Source organism: Pseudoalteromonas sp. MMG024, from assembly GCF_021654175.1.
Lineage (GTDB): Bacteria > Pseudomonadota > Gammaproteobacteria > Enterobacterales > Alteromonadaceae > Pseudoalteromonas.
The window spans coordinates 41033-67234 of record NZ_JAKFZO010000021.1; the positions used below are offsets into that span (position 1 = coordinate 41033).

General features: G+C 39.6%; 28 protein-coding genes. 13 read left to right on the plus strand and 15 right to left on the minus strand.

Going from position 1 to position 26202, the window contains the following annotated elements; genetic code table 11:
• Positions 1–442: 442 nt before the first annotated feature.
• Positions 443–1618, plus strand: a complete 1176-nt coding sequence (locus L1068_RS17555) for an acyltransferase family protein (RefSeq protein WP_237131279.1) — start codon at positions 443–445, stop codon at positions 1616–1618.
• 184 nt (positions 1619–1802) lie between these two features.
• Here L1068_RS17555 and L1068_RS17560 read toward each other — a convergent pair whose 3' ends face one another.
• Complete coding sequence (locus L1068_RS17560) at positions 1803–2348, minus strand: DUF3750 domain-containing protein (protein WP_100915586.1); 546 nt, start codon at positions 2346–2348, stop codon at positions 1803–1805.
• Between the two features lie 253 nt (positions 2349–2601).
• Here L1068_RS17560 and L1068_RS17565 point away from each other — a divergent pair, with 253 nt between their 5' ends.
• Both L1068_RS17565 and L1068_RS17570 read left to right on the plus strand, forming a co-directional pair.
• Positions 2602–2742, plus strand: a complete 141-nt coding sequence (locus tag L1068_RS17565; RefSeq protein ID WP_237131280.1) for a hypothetical protein — start codon at positions 2602–2604, stop codon at positions 2740–2742.
• Between the two features lie 26 nt (positions 2743–2768).
• Entirely contained in the window at positions 2769–2909 is a 141-nt protein-coding gene (locus L1068_RS17570; protein ID WP_237131281.1) for a hypothetical protein, read from the plus strand.
• Positions 2910–3010: 101 nt separating this feature from the next.
• Here the strand turns inward: L1068_RS17570 and L1068_RS17575 are convergent, their stop codons facing one another.
• Complete coding sequence (locus tag L1068_RS17575; RefSeq protein WP_237131282.1) at positions 3011–4384, minus strand: S41 family peptidase; 1374 nt, start codon at positions 4382–4384, stop codon at positions 3011–3013.
• 217 nt (positions 4385–4601) lie between these two features.
• Here L1068_RS17575 and L1068_RS17580 point away from each other — a divergent pair, with 217 nt between their 5' ends.
• Positions 4602–5792: a DUF418 domain-containing protein gene (locus L1068_RS17580; protein WP_237131283.1), complete on the plus strand. Its 1191-nt coding sequence runs from the start codon at positions 4602–4604 to the stop codon at positions 5790–5792.
• A 98-nt stretch (positions 5793–5890) separates the two neighbouring features.
• Here the strand turns inward: L1068_RS17580 and L1068_RS17585 are convergent, their stop codons facing one another.
• The gene (locus L1068_RS17585; protein ID WP_237131284.1) at positions 5891–6322 is read right to left on the minus strand and encodes a thioesterase family protein; all 432 of its coding nucleotides are present in this window, start codon (positions 6320–6322) and stop codon (positions 5891–5893) included.
• Positions 6323–6672: 350 nt separating this feature from the next.
• Here L1068_RS17585 and L1068_RS17590 point away from each other — a divergent pair, with 350 nt between their 5' ends.
• A complete protein-coding gene (locus L1068_RS17590) occupies positions 6673–9015 on the plus strand; it encodes a hypothetical protein (protein ID WP_237131285.1) in 2343 nt (780 codons plus the stop codon).
• Positions 9016–9115: 100 nt separating this feature from the next.
• Here L1068_RS17590 and ppiC read toward each other — a convergent pair whose 3' ends face one another.
• On the minus strand, positions 9116–9394 hold the full coding sequence (gene ppiC / locus L1068_RS17595; protein WP_010558734.1) for a peptidylprolyl isomerase PpiC: 279 nt from the start codon (positions 9392–9394) through the stop codon (positions 9116–9118).
• A gap of 216 nt (positions 9395–9610) precedes the next feature.
• Here ppiC and L1068_RS17600 point away from each other — a divergent pair, with 216 nt between their 5' ends.
• Positions 9611–10378 (plus strand): transporter substrate-binding domain-containing protein, encoded by a 768-nt coding sequence (locus L1068_RS17600; RefSeq protein WP_237131286.1) that lies wholly within the window; start codon positions 9611–9613, stop codon positions 10376–10378.
• A 68-nt stretch (positions 10379–10446) separates the two neighbouring features.
• Here L1068_RS17600 and L1068_RS17605 read toward each other — a convergent pair whose 3' ends face one another.
• On the minus strand, positions 10447–11385 hold the full coding sequence (locus L1068_RS17605; protein WP_237131287.1) for a LysR substrate-binding domain-containing protein: 939 nt from the start codon (positions 11383–11385) through the stop codon (positions 10447–10449).
• A gap of 158 nt (positions 11386–11543) precedes the next feature.
• On the opposite strand from L1068_RS17605, the gene L1068_RS17610 reads away from it, so the two are divergent.
• The 4 genes from L1068_RS17610 to L1068_RS17625 all read left to right on the plus strand — a co-directional run bounded on the left by L1068_RS17610 (position 11544) and on the right by L1068_RS17625 (position 15373).
• Entirely contained in the window at positions 11544–12485 is a 942-nt protein-coding gene (locus tag L1068_RS17610) for an NADP-dependent oxidoreductase (protein WP_237131288.1), read from the plus strand.
• Positions 12486–12770: 285 nt separating this feature from the next.
• A complete protein-coding gene (gene upp, locus L1068_RS17615; RefSeq protein WP_054979607.1) occupies positions 12771–13400 on the plus strand; it encodes a uracil phosphoribosyltransferase in 630 nt (209 codons plus the stop codon).
• 9 nt (positions 13401–13409) lie between these two features.
• Complete coding sequence (locus L1068_RS17620) at positions 13410–14648, plus strand: solute carrier family 23 protein (protein ID WP_237131289.1); 1239 nt, start codon at positions 13410–13412, stop codon at positions 14646–14648.
• Positions 14649–15166: 518 nt separating this feature from the next.
• On the plus strand, positions 15167–15373 hold the full coding sequence (locus tag L1068_RS17625) for an XRE family transcriptional regulator (protein ID WP_237131290.1): 207 nt from the start codon (positions 15167–15169) through the stop codon (positions 15371–15373).
• 56 nt (positions 15374–15429) lie between these two features.
• Here L1068_RS17625 and L1068_RS17630 read toward each other — a convergent pair whose 3' ends face one another.
• Positions 15430–16248, minus strand: coding sequence for a DUF3667 domain-containing protein (locus L1068_RS17630; RefSeq protein WP_237131291.1), 819 nt, complete (start codon positions 16246–16248; stop codon positions 15430–15432).
• A gap of 269 nt (positions 16249–16517) precedes the next feature.
• Between L1068_RS17630 and L1068_RS17635 the strand changes: the two genes are divergently transcribed.
• Positions 16518–17006, plus strand: coding sequence for a sigma-70 family RNA polymerase sigma factor (locus L1068_RS17635; RefSeq protein WP_237131292.1), 489 nt, complete (start codon positions 16518–16520; stop codon positions 17004–17006).
• A 4-nt stretch (positions 17007–17010) separates the two neighbouring features.
• Positions 17011–17655: a hypothetical protein gene (locus L1068_RS17640; protein WP_237131293.1), complete on the plus strand. Its 645-nt coding sequence runs from the start codon at positions 17011–17013 to the stop codon at positions 17653–17655.
• A gap of 218 nt (positions 17656–17873) precedes the next feature.
• On the opposite strand, the gene L1068_RS17645 is transcribed toward L1068_RS17640, so the two are convergent.
• From L1068_RS17645 to L1068_RS17685, 9 genes are all read right to left on the minus strand, one after another.
• Positions 17874–18515, minus strand: a complete 642-nt coding sequence (locus L1068_RS17645; RefSeq protein WP_237131294.1) for a hypothetical protein — start codon at positions 18513–18515, stop codon at positions 17874–17876.
• The gene (locus L1068_RS17650) at positions 18512–19114 is read right to left on the minus strand and encodes a sigma-70 family RNA polymerase sigma factor (RefSeq protein ID WP_237131295.1); all 603 of its coding nucleotides are present in this window, start codon (positions 19112–19114) and stop codon (positions 18512–18514) included. The genes L1068_RS17645 and L1068_RS17650 overlap by 4 nt, the downstream gene beginning before the upstream one ends.
• Before the next feature lie 43 nt (positions 19115–19157).
• Positions 19158–20873 (minus strand): VWA domain-containing protein, encoded by a 1716-nt coding sequence (locus L1068_RS17655; RefSeq protein WP_237131296.1) that lies wholly within the window; start codon positions 20871–20873, stop codon positions 19158–19160.
• 343 nt (positions 20874–21216) lie between these two features.
• Positions 21217–22398 carry a glutathionylspermidine synthase family protein gene (locus L1068_RS17660; RefSeq protein ID WP_237131297.1) on the minus strand — a complete coding sequence of 394 codons (1182 nt, stop codon included), beginning with the start codon at positions 22396–22398 and terminating at the stop codon, positions 21217–21219.
• A 1-nt stretch (position 22399) separates the two neighbouring features.
• Positions 22400–23023, minus strand: a complete 624-nt coding sequence (locus L1068_RS17665; RefSeq protein ID WP_054979598.1) for a DUF1190 domain-containing protein — start codon at positions 23021–23023, stop codon at positions 22400–22402.
• 13 nt (positions 23024–23036) lie between these two features.
• Positions 23037–23453: a DUF350 domain-containing protein gene (locus tag L1068_RS17670; RefSeq protein ID WP_054979597.1), complete on the minus strand. Its 417-nt coding sequence runs from the start codon at positions 23451–23453 to the stop codon at positions 23037–23039.
• A gap of 12 nt (positions 23454–23465) precedes the next feature.
• The gene (locus L1068_RS17675) at positions 23466–24110 is read right to left on the minus strand and encodes a YjfK family protein (protein ID WP_010558716.1); all 645 of its coding nucleotides are present in this window, start codon (positions 24108–24110) and stop codon (positions 23466–23468) included.
• Between the two features lie 131 nt (positions 24111–24241).
• Positions 24242–24937, minus strand: coding sequence for a PspA/IM30 family protein (locus tag L1068_RS17680; RefSeq protein ID WP_054979595.1), 696 nt, complete (start codon positions 24935–24937; stop codon positions 24242–24244).
• A gap of 11 nt (positions 24938–24948) precedes the next feature.
• A complete protein-coding gene (locus L1068_RS17685; protein WP_105172560.1) occupies positions 24949–25338 on the minus strand; it encodes a DUF2170 family protein in 390 nt (129 codons plus the stop codon).
• 251 nt (positions 25339–25589) lie between these two features.
• Between L1068_RS17685 and L1068_RS17690 the strand changes: the two genes are divergently transcribed.
• Positions 25590–25880, plus strand: a complete 291-nt coding sequence (locus L1068_RS17690; RefSeq protein ID WP_010558713.1) for a DUF6471 domain-containing protein — start codon at positions 25590–25592, stop codon at positions 25878–25880.
• Positions 25881–26202: the final 322 nt, after the last annotated feature.

The following is a 26202-nucleotide window of genomic DNA, read 5'->3' on the forward strand; positions in this document are numbered from 1 at the left end:
TAATAGTTAGTGCTCACCAATATTGCTCTTTACTTTAAATGCTCTTAGTTTTAATTACGTGGTTGATATTGTAAGAAATTATTTATTTTTAACTAAACCAGCGCCGAAACAAACACCTGAATAAGCGCTAGCCCCTTGTCGTGCTTGTTGTATTGAAAAGCGGCGGCATTGTGATATTCACCTTAATCTAACACCTAGATTTTATTGCTTTTATTGGTAATATTAACGCGTATACATCATGCAAGGATGACCGTGTATTTTGCCCATTGAGCGAACTGATAATGAGCAAAGTAACTAAATTTTTTTAAACTTCGCTATTTGCAGCGCTCAACTGTATAAGCCAAAGACTCAAAGATGAATGGCGATAACAACGGCACCTTTATTGAGAGTAATTCTCGGTTTTAATTATTTATTCACTGGCTAACGTTTAAAGGAAGAACGAATGCACACTCAAAGCCGCTTTCATTATATAGATAACCTGCGTTGTATCGCGCTCTTGCTCGGTATCGCCTTTCATGCAGCGCTAGCGTATGGTCCTTACTTTCGAAATGTGTGGTTTACCGCCGACACGACTAATCATGTGTTATTTAACTACTTTGCTAATTGGTCTCATTTATTTCGCATGCCGTTGTTCTTTGTTATCGCTGGTTTTTGCGCTGCATTACTGATAAGTAAACGTGGTAATAGTCATTTTATAAAAAACCGCTTGAAACGGGTGTTACTGCCTTTTTTCATCTTTATTCCACTCGTATTTGGTTTAATATTTCACGCCATTACGTGGGGATTGGACTTTGCAAAAACCACACCCGCCGTATATGTGGTATTTGAACAAGTAAAAGACCTACCAATTTCGACAGGTCATTTATGGTTTTTGTGGAATTTAATGCAGTTTTGCCTGCTGTTTTGGCTACTTGCTAAACGTCAAAAGGCATATAACTTAATACTCTCGTGGGTTGTGAACCCGCTGTTTTTGTGTGTTTTATTGCCAACAATAATCACAATATCGATGCTTAACGTGGCGGTGCCGTTTCCACCGCCAGATAAACTATACCCTGAGCTTTGGTCATTCGGCTTTTATGGTCTGCTATTTTTGGTAGGTGCCGGGCTTTTTGAACATAAAGATAAAATCGCACAAATCGCAAAGCAATTTCACTGGCTGTTATTGTTAGCAACCGTATCTACCGTTGCCTATTTTTATGTATTGCCGCCTGCATTCACCATTGAGCAAGTTATTAACGCCGCCAAAACGGGTAACTCAGCGCCCAAAATGATTGCATTTGTGCCTGTTATTACGCAAACCATAGCCATTTTAAGCTTAACTGCGGTAGGTTTTATTGCAGGTTACAAATGGTTAAATGTTAAAAACACTACAAGCCGTTATTTGTCTGACGCGTCGTATTGGCTTTACCTTATTCATGTGCCAGTTTTGTTGTACATTCAGTTTGCGCTTATCAACCTTGCGATCCCGGCTTTGGTAAAGTTTTTAGTGTCTATCTCGCTCACCATAATTATTGGGCTAATTACCTATCATTTCCTTGTTAGAAACACATACATTGGTGTTTTACTTAATGGCAAACGTATTCCTTTAACAAGCAAAAGCGTACAAGCAACGGCGTAAATAATCTGAGGATAGTAACGAGTTATAGGTGTTACACAGTAGTTTATTTGTAGTAAATACATTTAATGAATAACGTTAAAAAGCCAATTGAATCATTAAATTGGCTTTTTTTGCAATTGCGTTCGGATAGACGTGATAACTCATGCAACTTACAAATGCTGATTCTCAACACATAGTAACCGAGTTATTTTTCAACTTCGGTATCAGCGTAACCACTGCCAATTGCACTAAATGGCATGTCGAGTTCAAGTTCTTCCACTTGTAAGCCTAGCCATGCAGGAAACGTATTGCTGTTAGGGCCCGGTAACAAAGTATATTCGTTTGCCCATGGGTAACGCTCTGTTGCAGCAATAATTTCTGGGATCAATTTTTTCGCTTTATCGCCGGTGATGGATAGGATTTTCTCGGGTTTTGCGCCGTACCAATAACGATCTGGTGTTTGAGTTGTGTACTTTTTAAGTGCTGGTAAGCCACGCTTGACACGCCAACCTACCACTTCATAAACGGTGTATTCTTTCGCATTTTCAGGCTTTATCGCGACCCAAGTATGCACCGCAAACCAGCCGCGCCAACTAAACGCATCAGCACCATAAAATTCAATAACCGCATCATTAACTAGCATTGGATTAGGCGCGATACCTGCAGGCTCTCGGCTAGCTGTTCGCCAATTTGAATTACTACACCCGCTCAAAAAAGCGATAACAATAAATAATGTGATTAAACGTCGCATTGAATACCTCATTTTGTGTTCGATTCAATAATACGATCAACAAAACAGAATAGTTGCAAAATACAGACAAGTAACACGCTTAAATCTCAATAAACTTAAATCACACTCTGCCGTGTTATTTCATCACCGATATTTTCCAAATATCACCTTATTTGACCAAACATCACAAAGGGCAGGATCGTAGCGTCAATTCGCCTATTCTCTAACTCAAGCAAAACGCTTTACTCAAACAACACTTAATAGGAAACATAATATGAACACGTCAAACGCAATCGAAATTTTAATGGCAGCTGGTTTAACAACATTTGTAGTTGCAGGTTTAGTAACTGCTGGTATGACAACCGCAATCGTAACAGGTGCAGTAATTGGCAGCACTTATTTATTAACTAAATAACAAATTTAAATATAGAGATAATTCAAATGAACAATGCAAACTCAGTAGATATTTTAATGGTCGCGTCACTTAGCACCTTTGTTATTGCAGGTTTAATTACTGCAGGTATGGCAAGTGCTATTGTAACTGGCGCAGTAATTGGCGGCATTTATATGCTAACAAAGTAACCTTTAGGACAGCCTATGAAGCAAACAATAAAACTGTTTTACCATTATAAAAAACAATTAAAATAAGCCTTTCCACTATAACTGCGGAAAGGCTTTTTTGTTTAGTTAGCTAATGAATTAAATTCATCCACTATTTTGTCAATTATCAGCTTCGGCTTTAGCAAATCGTCTTTCAATTCTTTATCCGGAGTGACTGGTAACCCTTTTTGTGTACCACTTGGTCTTACTAAATAAAAACGAGGCGTTACGGCTTTTAGTTTTGAATGCGGAAGTGTAAAAAATTGAATGCCCCCGGTTTGCCACGAATAGCCCGCAGACTCTTCTCCCACAATTTCAGCAAAACCAAAATCTTGCATAGTGTTGGCGAATAAAATTGCCGAAGAATATGTATAACCCCCCACAACAACCGAAACTTTACCGTTAAACTTTAACGGCTCATCTTTTACTGGTTGCTCAAAACGGTCGAATACTTTCGTTACTACATCGCCTTCGGTTTCGCCTTCATCCATATATTTTGCAATAATTTTTTTAGTATATTTGCTGGTATGTTGATACGGCTTGTTTGCGATGTATTTAACAATACCATGTTTCCACATATCGTCATCGCCGCCACCATTATTGCGCACATCAATAATGAGGTGCTGAATTTGCTTTTCTTTTAGCTGCTTAAAAACATTTTCTGTAAAACCATAAAAGCGCTTTTTGTCTTGCCACCAAAACTCATCAATTGTTAAAAGTGCTTGTTGCTGATTTAAAATTTCAAACTTAAACGTTTGTTCAAATGTTTTGCTGTTGAATGATTTAGGTAAAATTTTAGCAGCTGACATCTCAATAACTTGAGAAGATGCCCCCTCTTTAATTTCAAGCTTAAAATGCTCAGTTTTATTGACGAACAACCAGTAAAAAAGTGCAAATTTGTCTGATAATAAACGCTCACGGTGTTTTATAGTGTCGCCATACATGCGTGTAATTAAAGTATTATAAATACCACTAATTGGCTGATCATTAATGCTAATAATCTCAGATTTAGCATACGCAGATTCACTGCCGCTAAGTAAGCTTGCTAGATACACTTTGCCTTTGTTAACAGTCACTTCGAAAGGAAATAACCCTTCTTTTTTAATCACTTCTTTTGCGAGCCCTTTTTGGCTACGCGTAAAAACTAACATGTGCGCATCGTTAAATTGGCTATTAAATTGTGCAAATTGTGACAAAAAATCGTTTACACGCTTTGGTTTGGTAATAGATTTTTTAAAGGCCGTAAGAGAGCTTTCAAATTCGGCAATATTTTTGATTCGAATACTTAAATCGGGGTGAGTTTTCTTCACGAAATTTTGCCAAGCATTTATATCTTCTTTCATCTGCGCTGGCGTTAACATGTTTTGTAAGTTTTGCGTGTGCTCACTCGCCAACACACTTTTAGCCATGAAAGCAAAAACACATAGCAATACTAAAATTAAACGCTTAATAATCATCTTCTTCCATTATTGTTTTTATTTGAGACCTTGTATTAGACGAAACTTTTTTTGAAAAGGTTTAAACAAGATTAAATTTTTTGAAATTATGTTTTTTACTGCTAACTAATATGTAAAAACACTTATCACTGTAGGACCCGGTCCATCATTGCATTCATTCTGGCATTAGGCATTCGACCGTGTCATCATTAATAAAAAAACAATAATAACAAATACAATGAAACCAACTCAGCGAGATCCACTTCTCGATATTTTCCGTGGATTTGCCATTTTCGGCATCTTTTTTATTAATATCACAATCATGCATTGTTTATTTATCAACCAAGATGCCTTTTCAAGCCAATTTCAAGATACAACGAGCGAAGTTATAAATCGGGTATTACAACTCTTTTTTTACAATAAGTTCTTCCCTATTTTCTCGTTTTTATTTGGTTTTGGTATCACTTCGCAAATCATTAAAAAACAGTTAAACAACAAAACTTATTTAGGCTTTTTTACACGTAGAATGAGCGCATTATTCGTAATTGGTGCACTACATATATCCTTGTTTTGGTCAGGAGACGTATTACATTTATATGCTATTTTAGGTCTGCTTAGTTTAGCCATGGTTAAATTAAATGTACGCGTTTTATCTTTGATTGCCGTTGGTTTATTAGTTTTTCCGTTTTATGACAACCTTGCTAAATTATTTCTAAAAAGCCTAGAAACGCCCCTAGATAAAGGTCTGTTAGCGTATGGTGAACAAGGGATTATCAGCACGCTGCGCGAAGGCACATACTTTGAGACAATACAACTTCGTTTTCACGAATATATGGCAAACTTACCTATGCTATTGTTTTATCTTGCGCCAATGGCATTTGCGATGTTTACATTAGGTATTGCTGCTGGTAAAAGTACGCTTACATTAGGTTCAAAACAATGGCTAGCCTATTTTAAAAACCCGGCAATTTTTGCATTGGTTTTAACCAGCATTTATCGTGTAGTTTTCCTTTTTTGGTTACCGGAGAGCGATCTTTATCGCCAAGATTTACTGAGGCCATTATGGTTTAAATTAATGTTTTTAAGTGATATTACCTTTGGCCTTTGTTACTTGTGGACAATTGCTTGGCTTTGGCACCGGGTCTTTATAAAAAGACTGTTGATGCAATTTAGCTATGTTGGTCGCCTTGCACTAAGTAATTACATTCTTCACAGTGTAATTGGCTTGTTTTTATTCACAAATCTAGGGCTTTCGCTTTACCAAACACTTAGCCCGCTGATGTGTTTTGTTATTGCACTAATGAGCTTTGTTTTACAGTCTCTGCTAAGTAAATGGTGGCTAACACATTTTCAATATGGGCCATTAGAGTGGGCTTGGCGCCGCATTACTTATAAACAAAAAATGCCGTTTAGGCGGGTCGCTTGCTAAAAGCGTCTCATTATTAAAATATATAACAGTGTTGGGGTCTAGTTTGACCCCTTTTACGTTTTAAAAGTAACGCTTATTAAAAGCCAAAATTTGTTTAGTTACTCGTCTTTTTCGTACTGTTTTAGTACCGCTAACATATCTTCTAAAATAGGTGATTTTTGCCCTGTTTTCATATTAAACATCACTACATTGGCATAGCCTGTAGTGCAAATAGCCTGCTGCGATTCACTGAACGCTTCATAGCGCATAGTAAAACGGTCACTTTTAATATCGGTAATATATGAACCAATATACAAGGTATCAGGAAAGGTCACAGGGCGTTTGTATTGCGCGTAGGTATCGCGTAATACCGGGCTGCTGGTCGGGTCCGACAACACTGAAAGCAAACCAGTTTGTGTTAAAAAATCGATTCGTGCTGTTTCAAAATAACGAAAATAAGACACATTATTTACATGCCCTAACGCATCCATTTCGCCCCAAACAACGTTAATTTTAGTGTGAATTGGATACTTTTCGAAAAATTCCTGCATGATGTTGCCTTTATAGTTATTAGTGTTTTGAGATTAACAAGTCACTTGTCGGACCACAAGTTTTTAAGACTACTTGGTATGGGTTTTACATAGCGGTAAGGTGCGCATCAAGCGTAATTTATTTCGACTACCATGTTAAACAATAAGTAATTACACCAACAAGGCACACCCTAAACACACGCTCACAATTTATTGTCCTTTAGCGCATGTTGACCTTCACGCTCTAATCTAATCAAAAGAATAAATGCTTTGGTCATCAGTTAAATGCCTATCGTCCCAACCCTCTATTAACTTGTGAGCTTTGTATGTACATTCGCGGGCTAGAGTTAATACTTTAAATAGGAACAAGGATGCGTGACGCAATTATTTTATTAACCATAATGCTGTTAGTTGGCTGTGGCGGCTCATCAAGTAAAAAACCACCTCAGGTTGTTAACAGCGCCCCTCAACTGACAATTGAATCTGCCTTCACCGCTCAAAGTGGTGCAATACTTACTATTGAACATCAAGTAGCTGATCCTGAAAACGACACGGTTTCATTAACTTGGTCGAACGATATTAACCAAGTTACTATCACCCAATCAACACTTGCAATAACCAGCGTTCAATTACCAACTGTAACAACAGAAACCACACTAACGTTAACTTTAACCGCGCGAGACGATAAAAATGCAACGACTAGTCAGGATATTACGGTCACAATAAAGCCTAAATCTGCGCAAGTAACGTTTGACTTACTTGATGCGTATTCTACTAAAGAAAACAGTTATTTTGAGCTAACGACACAAATCGAAGCGAATCACGTTATTTCAGACATTTCGTGGCAGCTAGATGAACCAATTAATACAGATGTAAATGTACAAAATTCGTTAAATGGCACTTTGGCCACATCATCATTAATACTATTAACGCCTAACGTAACTCACACACAATCGTTTAACGCCATTATATCGGTTACCGCCAATGATCAGCTCTCACAAAAGCACACACGTATTACAATCAACCCAGACACCTCAGACTTTTTGTCGATATCACTACCTGAACGCTACGATGTTGATGAAGGCAAAGACGCCAGCATAAGCGTGACGATAAATTCAAGTAACAGCCAATCTGAAATTAAGTGGCGCTGGCACAATAGTGAAATTGCGCTTACCGGTGACGATTCAAAAACGGTATCGTTTAAAGCACCTCAAGTTGATAGCGACCAAACGCTGATACTTGAAGTAAGCGTAACAAGTGCAAACCAAACACAAATTGCGGAGATACCTGTAACAATCAAAGATGTTGCTGTCTATTCAAACATTAGCTTGGCAGCAAATCGTACTTTAGCAGTAAAAGGGCATGCGGTTTTTGTTGATGTAATAACTGAAAATCCAGAGCAAATTTCTAGCATTAATTGGACTGTAAATAACCTTACTGAACAAGATTATCACGCCAAAGATCATCGTCTAAACATTACTGTACCTGAAGTAAGCAGAGGTTTTTTTATTGATTTAGAAGCACAGGCAACGCTCACTTTAACCAATGGTAGCCAGCAAACCTTCACTCAATCGATTCGCGTATTAAATCCCTACACGTTAGATACTGAGCTAAACATCGGGCATAATATCGACCGCCCATTGCCTGTATATAACGGCGAAACGAGTAATTTCACATTGAGTGTATCAAATGCGTATGATTTGATTGATTCAGTAGCCATTGATTTACCGTTCACCGTAACGCCATTTGCAACAAAAAATGCCAAGTTAGTTAACAACGCAATTGAGCTGGCACTGCTATCAAATAACATCACCACAGAAGCAGAAACCACGTTGCAAGTTACTGCGTTTGTGGGCGACTACCAAGTAAATGATTACTTTAAGCTAAGACTAAAACCATCCCATTTTACCATTTACCCTGGATTAACCGAGCAGTTTTACGCGGGCTCTCAAATAACATTATTCAACCAAATTTACCATGATGATACCTTGCGCGAAGAAACCGCCCTGTGGCAAACTGACACACCGATTGGTGATATTGTGCAATCAGATAGTGGCGAATTTAGCTACGCAAGTTCACCGTCGTTTCACGGTGAAATAAGCCTAAACGCATCATTTAATCAAAATGAGTCAACAACGCAAAGCGACAAACTCATTAATATGTATCGCACACTAAGAATTGATAAGGACGATATTAGTTGCTCCGTGAGTGGTCGCAGTACTGTGTGTGTTTATGATGGCCGTACTATCAGGTTTACCCTTGATACCGCCCAACTCCGACAACTAAAATTGAATGACGAAGTTGCCTGTTTACTCACACAAAATAGTGCTGTGGAATGTATTGGTAATTCGGCAAATCCAATTGTGAACGACACTCCTACGCTATCAGGCGAAATTGAACGCCTAAATATGGTTGGGAATAACACGGCCTGCGTGCAATTTAAAAATGCTCAGTGGCAATGTTGGGGTCAAAACGCAGCACAAGTTACCTCATTAACACATGGTTTTTCTCATGTGTATGCGATTACACAACATAAACAGAATACCTGCTTGGTAGGTGATGGTTTTTTACGTTGTTTTAATCAAGTTGGCGAACAAAGCTTTAATGATTTAACAGGCTTTATTAACGACATTGAGATTAAAAGCAACGGGTTGTGTTATCAATACACACACCAAAAAACAGCGTCTTGGCAGTGTCCGAGCGAGCTAAAATAACCATTTTAAAAGCGGCTGAAATGCCGCTTTTATGTGTATTTATTTTAAACACATATTCATTTTGGGCAGCGATAGCAGCTTTTATACCGCTTAGTGTCGTTTAGGTGCGGTAAAGCACTTTAATAATATGCCAACCAAATTTAGTTTTAACTAATTGTGGGGTGAGCACTTCGCAAGAGAAACACACTTTATCAAATTGAGGCACCATGGTGCCACGTTTAAACTCTCCTAAATCACCACCCTTTTTACCTGACGGACAATTCGAATACTTCTTAGCTAAGGTTTGAAACTTCGCCCCTTTTTTTAACTGCTTGAGAATATCTTCCGCTTGCTCTTTATGTTTTACCAAAATGTGTAGAGCATGTGCTGTACTTGCCATTGTGCTTAATTCTCACTTTTAATGTTACTGCGCTATTGATAGCGCAATAATACACGAATACACGCCAAAACAAGAAGCAATGGCAAAATACAATGCATCGAATCCGTGCCCTATCGGTCTTTTACCCGCGTAATTTACGCTGATCTGTTACAATTAATTATCAAACCGAGATACTTTGACCTAAGCTCAAATAATGTGGACAAAAGGGCGAGATTTATGGATATAAAGCGAGCAAAACTAACGCGAAGCTATGCAGTTCTGACCTATCTGTTTCTACTAACAGTTAACGGCTTCTCAAGCTTTGCTATCGCCAACTCTCTTTCAATTTCTGTTGGTTGGAATAAACCACCTTATGTGATTGAAGAAAGAAACTCTGGCTTTGAACTCGATATGGTGTCAGCAATATTTGCTAATATGGGTTATTCTGTCAGCTACGTGTATGTGCCATTTGGCCGCTCAAACACACTCATTAAAGTAAAAAAAGTAGACGCCGCATTAACAATGAACGAGCATATGGATATAGAAGGCTTAGTGCTTAGTGACCCCTATATTTCATATCAAAATGCTGCCATCAGTTTGAAAGGACGCAGTATTGAAATCGACTCAATATCAGAGCTAAAAAATCATTCTATTGTTGCATTTCAAAACGCGTCGGTGGTTCTTGGTGATGAATATCGAAAAGCCGCCGAAAAAAGCCCACTGTACTTAGAATTACCCAATCAGCGAAAACAAGTTGAGATGCTGTTAAAAGGCAAAGTCGATTTTGTAGTTATGGACATCAATATTTTTAACTATTTAAGCAATGAGCTAATTGGCAGTTCACATATGGCTAATGTGGTCATTCATCGATTATTTCCAAAAACGACCTATCACATTGCGTTTATCGATAAAAAACTGATGCTTGACTTCAATCGGGCGATGAGCATCTATAAACAAACAAAAGAATACGATAATCTCGTCGCAAAATATGAGTTTTTGTATTAAAGCACCGATCGTTATTCTAATCTCTCGACACAACTAGCTCGGAGCAATCAAACACACAACATGATTTATTATGCTAGCTGAATGTGTTCACTGTTCGCCGTAATTAACGGGGCAATCTCATCCTTCACAACTTCTAATACCTGACTTCTTAACCAGCTATGTACGTCATCTCGTTGTTGACGCATATGCCAAGTCATGGAAATAGGCGCTGGCGGTAAAGTAAATGGTAATGGCTTGATAATCAGTGAGCCTTGCGCTATTTCATTGACAATCAATGGTAAGGGAATGGTTGTGATTAGGTTGGTATGCGCTAATATTTTCGCCATATTAGCGCAGTGGTTTACTGTCATTGCAACACGACGACTATGACCCAATTGCGCTAAAACCATATCCACCGCCCCTTTAGCATCTCCTGATAACGACATTAATAGATGTTCAGACAAACAATAATCAGCTAACGTGAGCTGCTTTTTGGCTAATGGATGTTGTGGATGCATGGCACAAACAAAGTGATTATTAAACAATAATTGACTGTGAATATGATCATGAGAGCCCTCAGAATAATCGAGCACCATATCCACATCGGCATCGAGCAATAACTTTTCACCGTTTACCCGGTAAGGCACCGCGTGCAAGTTAAGTAAAGGCGCATGTTGCTCAATGCGTTTTCGTAGTGGCAACCAAAATAAATCGGTCATCCAATCTGTACTGGCAATACGAATTGTTCTGGCTACTTGGCGAAGATCGGTTTTCGTTACTTGATAGGCATGACGGATATCAACCAGTGGTTGCCTCACTTTTTGCCATATCGATTCGGCAAAAGGCGTTGGCTTAATACCCCGGCCGTCTTTTACAAAAACAGGGTCTTGCCATACATGACGCATTCTAGAAATAGCGTTAGAAACAGATGGTTGTGTCATAGCAAGGCGATGAGATGCTTTAGTCACCGAGCGTTCTTGCATAATCACATCAAAAATTACCATTAAATTTAAATCATTTAACGCCACTGCAAATTTCCTTATCTCACTATTTCTGCTCACTCAGCAAATACATTGATTTAAACAATGTATTCTATACAAACCATCAATTAGACCATATCAATAATATCGGTAAAGATACAGCTATCAAAAAATTAAAACCAATACAAAATAAGGAAATAGCAAACATGCAAGCAGCATACATTGAACAATACGGCAAGGAAGATAACTTAACTTTAGGCCGCCAACCTATACCCGAAATTCTTGATAATCAGGTATTGATAAAAGTACATGCCAGTGCTGTAAACCCGGTTGATTGGATGGTACGTAACGGTGTTTTTAAAGAGCATAATGTACATACATTACCATTAATTTTAGGGTGGGATGCCGCTGGCGAGATCGCCCAAATAGGCAGCGCAGTAACACATTTTGCACTTGGCCAAGCGGTTTATGCTTACACGTCAATTGTAAAACAAGGCGCCTACGCCCAATATATCGCCGTAGACGCGGACTTAGTTGCGAGTAAACCTCGCACACTCAACTTTGAACAATCTGCAGCTGTGCCCTTAGCAGCAACAACTGCTTGGCAAGCGTTAACCAAAGCAGGCGAATTGAACGCCGGCGATAAAATTTTGATTCACAACGCCAGTGGTGGGGTTGGTATGTTCGCTGTACAAATAGCAAAAGCATTGGGTGCCTATGTAATTGGCACAGCATCAAAGGCGAGCGAGCCTTTTGTACAATCTTTAGGCGTTGATGAATTTATTGATTATCAGCAACACGATTTCACCGAAAAAGTCTCAGAGTTGGATTTTGTATTAGTCGCAGTAGGCGGTGATAATATCGTTGAACGCTCACTTAATGTCGTTAAAAAAGAGGGTTACTTAATTTCATTGCTTGATAAAATTTCGGATTCATTAGCTAAATCACATCAGGTTAATTACCACCGATTGTGGGTAACTCCCGATCGCGATGATTTAAACGCGATTGCAAAACTAATCGATAGCGGCGATGTAAAAGTAATTATTGACTCAAGTTATCCACTTTCAGATATAAAACTTGCACACCAACGTAGCCAGAGTAAGCGAGCCAAAGGAAAAATTGTGGTGCGCATACCCCACGACAAATAAAGCGTCAATCGTTACCTAGTTTTCAATGGGCTGCTGATTTGAGCGTTACTCAATTTTTTCAAACAGTAAGCCTATTGGACCGACAATAGGTGATAGTTAAATCATATTACTCTCTGACACAACACACCCACATTATTATTTTTAATACCTGACATAACCTTTAAACTCTAACCAAGACATAAATAGTGTCCCCCATAAATTTATGCAGTTATCATGTATTTTTTGCGGTCTAAAATGCGATTTTACGCTAAAATAAGCGTAATTTATTTCATTTAGGTTCTACATATGTCTATCCATGTCATTACTCACCCATTGGTTCAACACAAACTTGGCCTTATGCGCGAACAAGGCATTAGTACAAAAAGTTTTCGTGAGCTAGCGTCTGAAGTAGGTACTTTGCTCACATACGAAGCAACAAAAAATTTACCACTAGAAAATGTGCAAATCACGGGCTGGGATGGTTCTGATCTCAATGTAGAACACATTAAAGGCAAAAAAATTACTGTAGTGCCAATTCTACGCGCAGGTCTTGGTATGATGGATGGCGTAATGCAATTACTTCCATCCGCCAAAGTAAGTGTTGTTGGCCTTCAACGTAATGAAGAAACCTTAGAGCCAGTCCCCTATTTTGAAAAGCTCGTGGGCAAAATTGATGAACGTTTAAGCCTTGTTATCGACCCAATGTTAGCAACAGGTGGCTCAATGATTGCCACTATCGACATGCTAAAAAAAGCAGGCTGTAAAGATATTAAAGTGATTGTACTGGTTGCTGCACCTGAAGGCGTAGAAAAAACCCTTGAAGCACATCCTGATATTGAGATTTTTACCGCATCACTAGACAGCCATTTAAACGAAAAAGGATATATTATTCCTGGCCTTGGAGATGCCGGTGACAAAATTTTTGGTACCGTTTAAGGCCTTCCCGTGGAAAATCATAAAACATTTTCGTTAAAAACCATTTTAACAGGTGCACAAATGCTGTTTGTGGCATTTGGTGCTTTGGTATTAGTACCTTTGCTTACGGGCTTAGACCCAAATGTTGCATTGTTTACAGCAGGTATCGGTACGTTGCTGTTTCATATTGTGACGAAAGGCCAAGTCCCTATATTTTTAGCATCGTCATTTGCGTTTATCGCACCGATCATCGCATCGGTTCAGATGTGGGGTCTGCCCGCTACAATGGGCGGCTTAATGGTGGCAGGGTTTTGCTATTTTGCACTGAGTATCATTGTAAAACTTAAGGGTGTAAATGCGCTGCATAAAGTATTGCCACCTGTCGTGGTTGGCCCAGTAATTATGGTAATTGGCTTAGCACTCGCGCCTGTCGCAGTGAACATGGCTATGGGCAAGTCAGGTGATGGTAGTGCGCAGCTAGTGCCTTATGATCATGCATTGTGGGTTTCTGGTTTGTCGTTACTAGTGACATTAATATTTGCTGTGTGGGGTAAAGGCGTATTTAAACTTGTGCCTATTTTAGCAGGCGTTATCACAGGCTACCTTGTGTCACTGTTTATGGGCATTGTTGAATTTGCTGCTGTAAGCGATGCTAAATGGTTTGCAATACCAACATTCACCTACCCTGAGTTTAAATGGCAAGCAATTTTATTTATGGTGCCAGTAGCCATTGCTCCGGCCATTGAACACATCGGTGACATGATGGCGATTAGCCAAGTAACAGGTAAAGACTATTTGAAAAAGCCAGGGCTGCACCGCACACTACTGGGCGATGGCTTAGCCACTTCCGCTGCATCCATATTTGGCGGTCCACCCAATACAACCTATTCAGAAGTAACTGGTGCAGTAATGCTTACCCGTAACTTTAACCCACGCGTGATGTTATGGACCGCAGTTATAGCGATTGTGTTAGCATTTGTGGCAAAAATGGGCGCGAGTTTACAGACAATTCCGGTGCCTGTGATGGGGGGAATTATGATCTTATTATTTGGTTCAATTGCGGTAGTAGGATTAAATACGTTGATGAAGTCCGGCGAAGATATAACCGCACCACGAAACCTCACGATTATTGCACTAATTTTAGTCTTCGGAATTGGTGGTATGCACATTGGTGGTGATGAATTCAGCCTACAGGGTGTTAGCTTGTGCGCCATTTTAGGCATTATTTTAAATGCGGTACTTCCACACGCGCCACAACAAACAAACTAACTTTTATACACCTCAATTTTTAAAAAGCGCATTTTCATATGCGCTTTTTTATTTTTAAGCCGAACTATAAGCTTGAACCTGATCCTTAAAAACACATTAAATTATCTTAACGTTATTGCTATCTATCATTATTTCGTGCAATTAACCGTCAACTACCCTAGCCAAATAAAATAGCGTAATAACGCCCGATACGCTGCAAAATCTTTACTACTTAAGGTTACTCTAATCGTGACCCCCTTACACTTCAACAAGCTCGTTTGGTATACCTATTGAACTCAGCGACGCGACACTTTGGAATATTTATCAAAAACCGACCGTACGCGTAAGTATCAGTTCCGCAAGCCGGTAGTGTGACTACAAATAACGTAGCAAAAAGGAGAAAAGTTAGTACATACACTCACTAACAAATAAAACGGCAATTAATGACAATTGTCATCCTAGATTAATGACATTTGGCAGCTGCGCCGTGCGTAGTCATTTGCCACAATTATTACATCAACTAAACAAGGAGAGACATCATGAACAACGTAATTAAACACTTTATTGAATACAGCTTAAGACATTTGCCACTGCTTATCGGGTTAACATTAATTAACCTGTTTACTGCACCAAATCATTTATGGGTGCTGTGGGTAGCATTATTTACGTTTATCGGCTTTTTTAACGAGGTGAGTTTTACAGGTAAAAATAGGGCTAGCAAGCGCGACGATAATGATACTTGGTAGGCGAATTCGCCTTACCAAGCATCACCACTTGAAAACTCTCTATATAAAATATGGTTTTATCGTGTATGCAGTGCAATTCCCATCATAATTACAAGAGTGGACAGAAAGGTTACAAACGTCAGCACAAGCGCAAAAAAAGATGCAAAGCCATTGTGATACGCTTTGCCATAAAAGCCGCGACAAGAGAGCCAACCAAATACAAAGCAAATTAAAACTGAGATCGGTGCATGAAAGTATGGGTTAATCATCATACTGATAAAGCCCAATAATCCAGTGCATAACACAAAATGCCCCATAGTATAAAAAGAGAATACCAGTGTTTCTGCGGTGTTATAAACCTGCCTATGCTTTTTGGAAAATAAACGTAGAAAAAGTGCAAACGGAATACACAAGAAAATAAACCCTAAGTAGGTATAGCCCTGATTGATTACCGACAAATACAAATCAGCATACTTTTTAGGGGCATTTTCTCCCAATAGACCTTTTAAACTTTCGAGCATTTCGGGAGATTGCTGTACTTGCGCAATCATTTTTTCAGATAAAACGTCTTTAAACACAAACAACATTAGTAATTGCGCTGCTGCGCCAATCAAATAATAGGTTAACGGATTAGTAAAAATAACCCTTTGCCCATCTACATGACGCTTTGCAACGGAACCCGGCGATTTAAAATGTTGAAAGAACGTGTAAAAAAAGCCCTTATCGAGGTTAAGCCATTGCGATGGAATGTCTATCAACAGCATTTTTAACGATAATCGCTCTGAGCGATAGCGTTGCCCGCATGAAGGGCAAAATTTATCTTCTAATGACGTTTCACAATTTGCACACTCGCTTAAATGCGCTGAAACTTGATTTGCGTTATGTTCTAAACCCACGGTAGTCGCCTTATTCTTTTTAGGTAAAACGTTACCTAAGCGGCTAATAAATTACAAATAAGTATTTAAAGTAAGATAAATTGAATAAACGTAGCAAATTTACTTGGTGATTTGCTTACTAGGCTATTGATAAACGTTAACTTTAGCTGACCTTTGCTCTTAATGTTTTTTCTTCAAATACTTTCCTTCAGAAAAAAAATTCCCATAAGCTGTAATAAACAGCGTCTTTAATCTACTAACTAAAAAAAATACAAAACGGAACAAGGTGAATGGGAAGCGATTTTTATCAGCAATCGATACTGCCCTATGCGGGAATCATCATCAAAATATGCCGGGCATACACACATAGCCAAGAAGATTTTGATGACTATTACCAAGAGGTATGCCTGCAAATATGGCGAAGCAAAGACAGTTTTAATGCTGCATCACAATGGTCTACTTGGGTTTACAAAGTGGCCTTAAATGTATGCTTAACCAATTTAAAACAGCGTAAGCAGGGCGAAAAACACTTTGTGTCTGATGCGTTACCCGACGAGGTACAAGATGATTTAAAAGCATTTAATTCAGACGACATTAACGTGCTTTACAACGGCATAAAACATCTGTCTGAGATAGACCGAGCAGTAATTTTACTTTATTTAGAAGAAAAATCTTACAGCGAGATTGCAGAAATAATAGGTGCTAACACCAACAGTATTGGCGTGCGCATTATGCGCATTAAAAAAAGATTGAACAAGTTTATAAACGCGCAGGAGTGAACACATGAACAAATCAATTGAAACAATGTGGAAACAAGGCTTTATCAGCGAAGGCGAACTAGTAGCGCCTAAAGTTAACGACTTATATAACAGAAAATCTCAAAACTTAGTTGATAAACTGCAACATATGTTTGCTGTGAACATTAAAGCAATCGTAATTGGGGCCTTGCTGTTACTAGTTGTGATGAGCTTAATCGGCGCACCTTGGCTTGGCATATATATTTGTGTATTACTGGCTCCGTTGGTGCTGATGGCGAGAAAAGAGTTAGATAAATCGTACAACTTATCGAAAGGGCAAAGTAGTTTAGAGTATTTAGAAAGCTTTAATGCATGGCTTCAACACTCAATAATGCGATACGCTGTATACTACAAGTTTTTCTACCCATTATTTTACATTGGAATGGTGACGCAAGGACTTGCGAGTGATGCTGGCACTCGCGTGATGGCGCAGTTACTAAAAGCCTACCCAACTGAGTATGTTTTTCTGGATATTCCTGGTTATGTGTGGGCTGTTATTACTGTGCTATTTCTGGTGGTGATAAAATATTCAGCAGCGCTCTATCGCCTAGACTTAAATATGATCTACGGACGACAATTTAAAAAATTAGAAGAGCTAATAAAAGATATGCGTGCGTTAAAATCAGAATAACCCATCAAAACATAATCAACAAAGGCATAAAATGCAGATTCTTATCTGCGTTTTATGCATAACTTTCAAAACATTAGCTATATAAGTAGATCTGCAGCACACAATTAACGTTTAAAAGCGAATGAGAAGGTGGAGTTACGTTTTGCCCCAGCCTTGCGTTTAACACTTTACTACTTTTTCACTAATGTGTGATTTAAGCCCGTTTTTACACTTCCTCACTACTCTGGCTTGGCCAATTTGCCGTTTTTAAGTAGTTCTTGATATAAACCCTCAAGCGCTTCAGGGATTTTATCGTGAAGTTTTGGTTTTGCTTTCAGTAATTCTATTAGCGCTTGTTCTGCCCCATCTTTGTTATCTTCTTCAAGTTTAGTTAAAACAACGTTGAACTCAGAACGTGTTGCAACGCCTTTTAAATTAAGCATTTCCGGCGGTGGTGCTGGAACGGATCGCGCTTTTTGCTCTGGGGCTACGCGTTCAATTCTTGAGCCCGTTACTTCTATTTTTTCTAACTGCACGTCATCTGCTAATAGTTCCATCATTTCAACTTGTGGTTCACGTTTGGCTGTTTTCTTGGCTTGCGGTAACGCAGGCTTATTAATTGATTCTACTGATTTTAATTCTGATTCAAAATCTGGCTCTTGATAATACTGCCAAGGTGCGAACACGGCGATAGCAACCATTGCTGCTGCGATACCTGAATAATGCCACCAGCGGTTTGGCTTTATGATAACGGGCTGCTCTTTGCTAATTGCATCGGACGCGTGGGCTAAAATGGCCTCATCGAGGGCTTTTGGCGGCATCTCGTCATTATCTTGTTGATAAAGCTTAATGATCTCTTCATCATCAAATAGCTTACTCATACCTGCCTTTCGCCTCCTAATTCAGTTGTACCCGCTTTACGCTGCAAGCATTCACGAAGTTGCGACATAGCGTAGCGTAATCTGGTTTTAACGGTTTCAGGTTTTGCCTCAACAATGTCGCACACTTGTTCGGGCTCAAACCCTGCTTCGTGGCGCAGCAAAAACGCTTCGCGTTGTTGCGGCACAAGTAATTCAACACAATGTTTTATCGCCTGCTGCAAATACTTATTGTGCAAAGTATTTTCTTGATGCCCTTGATTTGATGCAATAGGAATATGATCGCTTTCCCCTTGTTCGTCATTCACCAAAGACAAGTGTTCCCCGCGCGCCATTAACTTTCGGAGTTCATCAATCAATAAGTTATGCGCGATGCGATAAAGCCAAGTGCTAAATTTAGCCTCAACTTTATAACGGGTGCGATTATCAATTACCCTCAGCCACACCTCTTGAAATAATTCTTGTGCTTTACTGTGATGATTTGTGCCTAATTGGCGACACACATAACGATACAAGGGCCCTTTATGACGGGCATAAAGGGCACAAAAGGCAGCTTGATCACCTTTTCCATAATCAAGCATAAGTGCCTCGTCCGTATCCATGTGTGGTTCAATTTTTTGAGTCATATAGGCTATGGTGATTCAGCTATAAAGCACTGGCAAGTTCAACCAAGTTAACAAATTCACCGCGATAGTTAAATGGGTCATCTCCCCTATTTGCTCGTGCAATTGTGGCGATATCTTGGTAATTCATACTGCCTAAGTACTTACTCTGCTTTAATTTTTTCGCAAATGCCGCGACTGACGTGGCAAATTTAAAGTCTTGGCTTGCGCTATTAAAATCATTTAAGACATGTTGTTTGTTAACCACTTGGCTAATTAATTTACTCTCCAAATCGCCCGGTAATTTATAGCGAATTTTCACCTGTAACAGTTCATCGCTTGAGTTGACCACTTGTTTTTGTTGGTAGCGCAGCACATCAACTTGCCCTTTATTGCCAGCGAGCGTTAATTCATATAGCGCCGTCACGGTGTGACCTGCGCCAATTTCGCCTGCATCGACATTATCGTTATTAAAGTCTTCATCTTTCAGTAAACGATTTTGATAGCCAATCAAACGATACTCTTTAACTTCTGCTGGATTAAATTCGAGCTGGATTTTGACATCATTAGCAATACTTTGCAGTGTGCCGCTCATTTGCCTTAAAAGTACTTTTTGCGCCTCGTGCAGAGTATCAATATAGGCATGATTGCCATCACCAATATTTGCTAATTGTTCCATCATGGCATCGTTGTAGTTACCGCGGCCAAAGCCAAGTGTTGTTAACGAAATGCCTTGTTTGCGCTTGTCAGCAATCATCTCTTTGAGTGCATCAATATTGGTTGTGCCAACATTAAAGTCACCATCAGTGGCTAAAATTATGCGGTTCACCCCGCCTTTAATAAATGCTTTTTTCGCCGCTTGGTAAGCCATTTTGATACCACTTTCGCCATGCGTACCGCCACCAGCTTGTAGTTTTTGTAGCGCATCGATAATGGTTTGCTTTTCATTACCTTTAGTTGGGCTGAGTACTACTTGCGTATTCCCTGCATAAGTCACCAAGCTAACCGTGTCCCTTGCCGATAATTGCTTAACCATCATAGTTAAACTTTGCACCAGTAAAGGCAACTTGTTTTTATTATGCATCGACCCCGAAACATCCACTAGAAACACCAAATTAGACGGCTTGCGTTCGCTCACTGGTAAATCATAACCTTGCAAACCAATTCGCAAAATATGGCGCTCATCACTCCAATGCGCTGGCGCTAATTCAGTAAAAGTAGCAAAGGGTTGTGATTTATCTTCTGGTACGCGGTAGTTGTAGTCAAAATAATTAATAAAGGCTTCTTCGCGTATGGCATCTTGTGGAGGTTTTTGCCCCATACTCAAGTAGCTACGCATATTGGCATAACTTCCGGTATCAACATCAACCGAAAAAGTAGAAAGCGGTGTGGTTGCAGTTTGAAACACCCCGTTGCTATCACTCGGCAGGTAGCTATCTTGGTTTTGAGGCTGCGTAAAATATTCAGGTGGTGGCGGTGGCACAATACGCTTTCTCATTGCTGGTGCTGCCACTAAGACTTGCGGCTGACTGGCTTTCATATATTCCACAGCTCCCCCATCAGTTTGCACATCAGCCAATCGACTACCCGTCACAGTAATTTTTTCAACCTCTGCAACCTCTTTATTTTCTATAGTAGTTTGGGCTTGTTTTTCATTTTCAGGCTGCTTTGCAATTGTTGTTTCCGACTCTTGATTCGAACAACCAGAAATAAATAGCGTGCCGATTGTTAATGCGATTAAGGTTTTGTTTGTTTTCATAATCTGTCTCTTTTTATAGATGGTTTAAAGCTATAAACGGACGACTATTAATTTGGGGGTGAATTTTTTTAGGTTTTTTTGTTAAACCTTTCCCGAGCGCAATCAGAAAACGGTTGTTTTCAATATCCTAATTTCCAAATCGAGTGAAGATCTAAAATTTAAGTCTGCTTAAATACAATATTGCGTTTATAAAAACGTTCACTATATAAAAGCTGAATCAGGACGCTCCCCCCGTTAGTGCGCCGCAATCTTTATCAGCTGAATAATGGACGTTGGAGAGGGTCAATAAATTAAACTATTGATCCTCGATACGGTTTAACGTGATATCGCCAATAAATGGGCGTTAATCGACAATAACATGTGGCAAGTAACGGCTCATATCCTGTGTAATTGCGCTATCATCTTCTCGAATTGAAATTCCGGCGGCTTGGTCGTCCACCAGCCAACTGCCAATAAGTGTGTGGTTTTGGCCGAATTTCGGTAGCGCATGCTTGGCTTGAAAGATAAACCCTTCTTCACCATAAGGGCCATCTGAACCTGATGAGCCGCTGATAGGATTACCTCGACTATCAACAAATGAAATATTAGCACCTTCGCGAGAGAATATTGGTTTTTTAACCAACACATCACATTCTTGCGCTAAGTGCAGTTCATCATCAAAAAATGCAGGCAATAAATTGGGGTGATTTGGGAACAAGCGCCATAACATTGGCAACAATGCTTTATTAGATAAAATCGCTTTCCATGGCGGTTCCATCCAGCGCATGTTTTGTTTGCCTAACAGGTTGCCAAACTCTTCTTGAAACATAAATTCCCAAGGGTACAGTTTAAACATCCAGTCGATAACCTGATCATCTGAATCTGTGAAGCGGTTATCTGCATCTATACCTATTTCTTCGATGTAAACAAATTTGGTGTTTATTCCGGCGGCGATTGCGCAATCTTCCATGTACTGCACTGTGCCGCGGTCTTCTTCTGAATCTTTACAGCAGGCAAAGTGTAAAGTCCTGTCGGGCGTTAAATATTCGACTTCTTTAAAACGATTAACAAGCTTTTCTTGCAGCGAGTTAAATTGGTCTGCTTTTTTTACAATTACACCATTATCAACGTTATCAGCTAACCATAACCACTGCCAAAAAGCGGTTTCGTAAACTGACGTTGGGGTATCTGCATTATTTTCGTATAGTTTTGCTGACCCATTGCCTGAATAAGCAAAGTCTAATCGGGAATACAAACTTGGGTCACCATTGACCCATGATTGGCGAATAAAATCCCAGTACTGCTCGGGAATACAAAAACGCTTAAGTAGCATTTCGTCGTGAAGGACCTGGCTAACAACTTCCAAGCACATCTGATGTATCTCTTCAGTCGGTTTTTCCAGGTCGTTTTCTATTTGCTTAAGATTAAATTGATAATAAGCAGACTCATCCCAATAGGTTTCCCCATACATGGTGTGAAATTTAAAGCCAAATTCTTCGGCTTTTCGCTGCCAGTTTGGTCGTTGCGCTATTGGGAGTCGTAGCATATTAGCCGCCCCAACCGCGAGAAGAAGACTTACCACCGCCCCAGTTAGACTTAGCAGATGCCTGAGCGCCGAACCCACCTCGCGATATCGTGCGTGTTACGGCCGGTTTTGGTTTGGTTACAGAGCTAGGCACTTTATAGCTGCTTTTGCCAGCGCTACCTAAAATGGTGCCATCCGCAGTCATTATTTTTTGACGGTGTTTAGAGCCACTTTTTTGATAGGTGTATACAGGGTTGTAGCGGCGTCGATGTTTACGCTCAAACGCATCACCTACTTCATCAATTATCTCAGCTACAATGTAACCGGTAATAAACGGCGTAAAAAACCCTGAGCTGGATTGCTGACACTGACCAAAGTCAGCTTCACATAAATATTGGTGCTGGTAACGTGGTCCGGTGCGTTCAGCTTCTGCCAAGGCTTCTTGGTAAGCAGCTTGGCATTGTTCAACCGACAATTCAGTTTGGTCAACACAATCATCAACCGATGACACTACTTTAACACGTTCCTGTGGTTCACCTGAGCATCCTGCAAGCGCCGCTGCAACACCAACAGAAAGTGGTGCAAGGCTGAATTTTCGTACTTTTTTGCGCAGCAATGATAAGTCAATATGTCTGGTCTTTTTCATCATGACCTCCCTATTAATATGTCATGCTTGCAGCGTTTAATAAGCCTACGGCAATATTGGTCGAAGCGAGAATTACACCAGCGCTGATTTCGTTATCTTCAATACGTTTGACGATTTTTGGCATAAAGGCAAAACGCACAATTGCAAACGCGAGTAATTGCGCAATTAGCGCGATACCGCCCCAAATTGCAAAGTCTAATATGCCACCAGAGTTGCTTACCGCGCCAGCGAGTGCCAAAGCAAAACCCACTACCGCACCACCAAAGCCAATTGCAGCCGCTGCGTTTTTGTCTTCTTTGATGAGTTTCCACTCATCGTGTGGCGTTACAAAAGCAAACAGTATTTTGAACACAAAAAGTAATACCAAGCTTATGCCAAACGACATTGCAAAATTAGTGACACCGGCGATCAGATCATAACCGTTTTCCATTATTGGACTCCTTTATCCATGTATTGTTATTTGAGAAGAGCTTAACGTTATGCCAGTGCTAATTACCAAACACCGTGAAAGATTGCCTGACGATTCAAGCGATTCTTCTGCTGAAAGAAATAGCGACTCGGTTGTGCCATCGCTTAATTCACGTTCAAACAGCATGGTGAATTGGTCTGTTTCACTGGGTTGAGATTTACCATCGAAGGTTTTTTCGGCCATATGAACTGGGTTGTGATAATCACCCATTGAGGTCCATACGCGATTGTATTCATGCCCGTCCAATGTATAGGTAGGCGTGCCAATTTGTTGGTTGAGTAGTTTTTCCCACTGTGCTTGGTTTTGAATATCCAAGGTATCAAAGTAGTAAAACAACTTCACATCAACCACATTCTCGGCTGTTGGTTGGCCTTCACAAATTACTTGAAGCCATGCTTCATCATCTGTGTAAAACCGAAAAAGATAGGTGCCATCCATATCGACTTTGCCAACGGCCTGAATAATCTGGGTCGCGGCAAAATCACCTATTACGAGCTCATCAAGTATCAGCTTAATCGCGAGTTTATCTATTTCAAAACTTGCTCCGAGTCGCAAGCCCATTATTTCTGGCGTTGAGATGGTCGCTTTTGGTTTGTCTTTTTTGAAGAAATTGAACATCAATGTTCCTTAACTTTGCTTCATAGGTTGCTAACGTTACATGTAGGCTAACCAGTTGTCTACAGTGATGTTTACTGTTTAAAAACTAAAAAAGAGATAACTGAGTTATCTCTTTTTAAATTGGTTACTGACTAACCAGCGTTTTTCTTCGCTAGCAGTTGTGCAAGTTTGTCCTGACCCGATGTTTGGCCACCCGGTGTTACACCTGCTGATTTTAATTTTTCGTCAAGGCTGCTGCCAGATTCATCAGCCGCGCGCTCTTCAGCGGCTTCTAATTCAGCTGCTCGCATCGCTTGTTTTTGCTTAACACGTTCAAGGCTATCTAATGCAGTTTTTACTTTGCTGTTAGCACCAACATGATGGGTAGATGCTGCTGCTTGCGCCTTTTGCACTGATTCAGTCGCTTTTACCTGATCAATTTGCTGTTCCATGCGTCGTACATTGGTTTTCGCTTTAGCAATATTGTCTTTCAGGGTTTTCTCTGACTTTTCGAAACCATCAAGAATCGATTGTTCAGTTGCCATTTGGCTTTCTAAATCAGCAACGCGCTCTGCACATTCTACCGCAAGTTCCATATTACCTGATTCACTTGCAGACACGGCATGCTCTGAGTATTTGTCGATATCTGCCTGAAACGCAGCAACCTTATTCGAGGTTAATTTACGTTTTGCCATGATGCTAGTCAGGCTTTGATCTGAACGTCTTAACTCTTCTTTCGCTTCGCGAAGTTCTTGCTCTAAAATTCGGATGGCTTGCGTATCTGCGGCCGCTTCAAGCCCTTCATTTGTTGCGCCTACTAACGCAGTCCATAATTTTTTAAGACTCATGTGACTTGCTCCTAATTGATATAATCTTCATAAAGTTCAAGGAATTCTGGAATATTGGCAAACAAAGACTCAATTTCCTCAACAAGCACTGAATCTTTACTGTCAACAGACAACGCACCAAACGCCACGTAATATTCTTGCCCAGATATCGAACTAATACCTACAGTAGAAAGTGGAACCAACTGATGACTTTTTAAAATCAGTTCATTCAGTCCTGAAGCATCTGTAACGCTACTTACCGGAAACAACACACTTTCAGCCACTACCTGTGTTTCACCCGCATAAACAAACACATCAATTCCTTCATCGTTTGAAATGCTTACACAGTCACCTTCTTGTTCAACAACCCAATCTGGATGTGTTGAAAACACCGTTTTCAGTTGTTCGGTATTAAAAGCCATTTTGATCTCCATATTTCTATTGGTATTTAAATTAATGTCACATATAACTAACACTTGCAAGTTTTATATTGCACTAATTATTATTTTGTTACACTTAAAATTTATTTGTGTTATATCAATACAGGTAACTTTTAGCATTTAATATGCCTAGCCCTGTTTGCATTCAGTATTACGCTGTAGCAATACCGGTGCGCAATATAGGCTATTTATCTAATACATTGGCGTGAATGTAAACTACTTAGGTATTTTTTATGGATCAACAAACGAGTATTCAAAATAATCTAGCCCTTGCCCCTTACGGTGAGGCGTTTTCACGCTTTTTAAGCATGAAGCTAAAACAAAAAAAGGTAACGTATCCACAGTTAGCAGAACTGCTTGAACAAAAAGGTATTGTTCTCACTCCCGGCAACCTGCGCAACAAAGTGTCTAACAGACTAATGCCAACGAGCCTATTTCTTATCATTCTTGAAGTATTAAATGTAAAAGGGGACATCTTGTCTGAAATTCTTACCATGGCAAAAGAAATAGAAGACGAAGTGTAAGCGAACTTAGCGTAGGTTGGCAGAATGCGATTTTCTTTGTATTAGCATTAAAAACCAAAGATACCTGCCTTTTTTTCACAGTTCATAGTCCTCAGTGCTTCCTTAAACTTATAGGTTTTCAATCGAATAGCAGGGTAACTTAACTAGCTTGCTAGTCGATTTATAAAAATTCGAGCCAGTGAAGAATAAATCACAGATTAAGCTAAATAATTAGAACCCCCCTTTTTCTTACTATCAAAAATTACATATCAATCAAACCCAAAGTTGCATAACAAATAAACACATGCGAATATTTACATATGTATTTTTTCATATATATAAA

Excerpts from the sequence above, each read along its gene's own strand:
- L1068_RS17555 (WP_237131279.1), top strand. The coding sequence starts at position 443 with ATGCACACTCAAAGCCGCTTTCATTATATAGATAACCTGCGTTGTATC.
- L1068_RS17560 (WP_100915586.1), bottom strand. The coding sequence starts at position 2,348 with ATGCGACGTTTAATCACATTATTTATTGTTATCGCTTTTTTGAGCGGG.
- L1068_RS17565 (WP_237131280.1), top strand. The coding sequence starts at position 2,602 with ATGAACACGTCAAACGCAATCGAAATTTTAATGGCAGCTGGTTTAACA.
- L1068_RS17570 (WP_237131281.1), top strand. The coding sequence starts at position 2,769 with ATGAACAATGCAAACTCAGTAGATATTTTAATGGTCGCGTCACTTAGC.
- L1068_RS17575 (WP_237131282.1), bottom strand. The coding sequence starts at position 4,384 with ATGATTATTAAGCGTTTAATTTTAGTATTGCTATGTGTTTTTGCTTTC.
- L1068_RS17580 (WP_237131283.1), top strand. The coding sequence starts at position 4,602 with ATGAAACCAACTCAGCGAGATCCACTTCTCGATATTTTCCGTGGATTT.
- L1068_RS17585 (WP_237131284.1), bottom strand. The coding sequence starts at position 6,322 with ATGCAGGAATTTTTCGAAAAGTATCCAATTCACACTAAAATTAACGTT.
- L1068_RS17590 (WP_237131285.1), top strand. The coding sequence starts at position 6,673 with ATGCGTGACGCAATTATTTTATTAACCATAATGCTGTTAGTTGGCTGT.
- ppiC (WP_010558734.1), bottom strand. The coding sequence starts at position 9,394 with ATGGCAAGTACAGCACATGCTCTACACATTTTGGTAAAACATAAAGAG.
- L1068_RS17600 (WP_237131286.1), top strand. The coding sequence starts at position 9,611 with ATGGATATAAAGCGAGCAAAACTAACGCGAAGCTATGCAGTTCTGACC.
- L1068_RS17610 (WP_237131288.1), top strand. The coding sequence starts at position 11,544 with ATGCAAGCAGCATACATTGAACAATACGGCAAGGAAGATAACTTAACT.
- upp (WP_054979607.1), top strand. The coding sequence starts at position 12,771 with ATGTCTATCCATGTCATTACTCACCCATTGGTTCAACACAAACTTGGC.
- L1068_RS17625 (WP_237131290.1), top strand. The coding sequence starts at position 15,167 with ATGAACAACGTAATTAAACACTTTATTGAATACAGCTTAAGACATTTG.
- L1068_RS17635 (WP_237131292.1), top strand. The coding sequence starts at position 16,518 with ATGGGAAGCGATTTTTATCAGCAATCGATACTGCCCTATGCGGGAATC.
- L1068_RS17640 (WP_237131293.1), top strand. The coding sequence starts at position 17,011 with ATGAACAAATCAATTGAAACAATGTGGAAACAAGGCTTTATCAGCGAA.
- L1068_RS17645 (WP_237131294.1), bottom strand. The coding sequence starts at position 18,515 with ATGAGTAAGCTATTTGATGATGAAGAGATCATTAAGCTTTATCAACAA.
- L1068_RS17650 (WP_237131295.1), bottom strand. The coding sequence starts at position 19,114 with ATGGATACGGACGAGGCACTTATGCTTGATTATGGAAAAGGTGATCAA.
- L1068_RS17655 (WP_237131296.1), bottom strand. The coding sequence starts at position 20,873 with ATGAAAACAAACAAAACCTTAATCGCATTAACAATCGGCACGCTATTT.
- L1068_RS17660 (WP_237131297.1), bottom strand. The coding sequence starts at position 22,398 with ATGCTACGACTCCCAATAGCGCAACGACCAAACTGGCAGCGAAAAGCC.
- L1068_RS17665 (WP_054979598.1), bottom strand. The coding sequence starts at position 23,023 with ATGAAAAAGACCAGACATATTGACTTATCATTGCTGCGCAAAAAAGTA.
- L1068_RS17670 (WP_054979597.1), bottom strand. The coding sequence starts at position 23,453 with ATGGAAAACGGTTATGATCTGATCGCCGGTGTCACTAATTTTGCAATG.
- L1068_RS17675 (WP_010558716.1), bottom strand. The coding sequence starts at position 24,110 with ATGTTCAATTTCTTCAAAAAAGACAAACCAAAAGCGACCATCTCAACG.
- L1068_RS17680 (WP_054979595.1), bottom strand. The coding sequence starts at position 24,937 with ATGAGTCTTAAAAAATTATGGACTGCGTTAGTAGGCGCAACAAATGAA.
- L1068_RS17685 (WP_105172560.1), bottom strand. The coding sequence starts at position 25,338 with ATGGCTTTTAATACCGAACAACTGAAAACGGTGTTTTCAACACATCCA.
- L1068_RS17690 (WP_010558713.1), top strand. The coding sequence starts at position 25,590 with ATGGATCAACAAACGAGTATTCAAAATAATCTAGCCCTTGCCCCTTAC.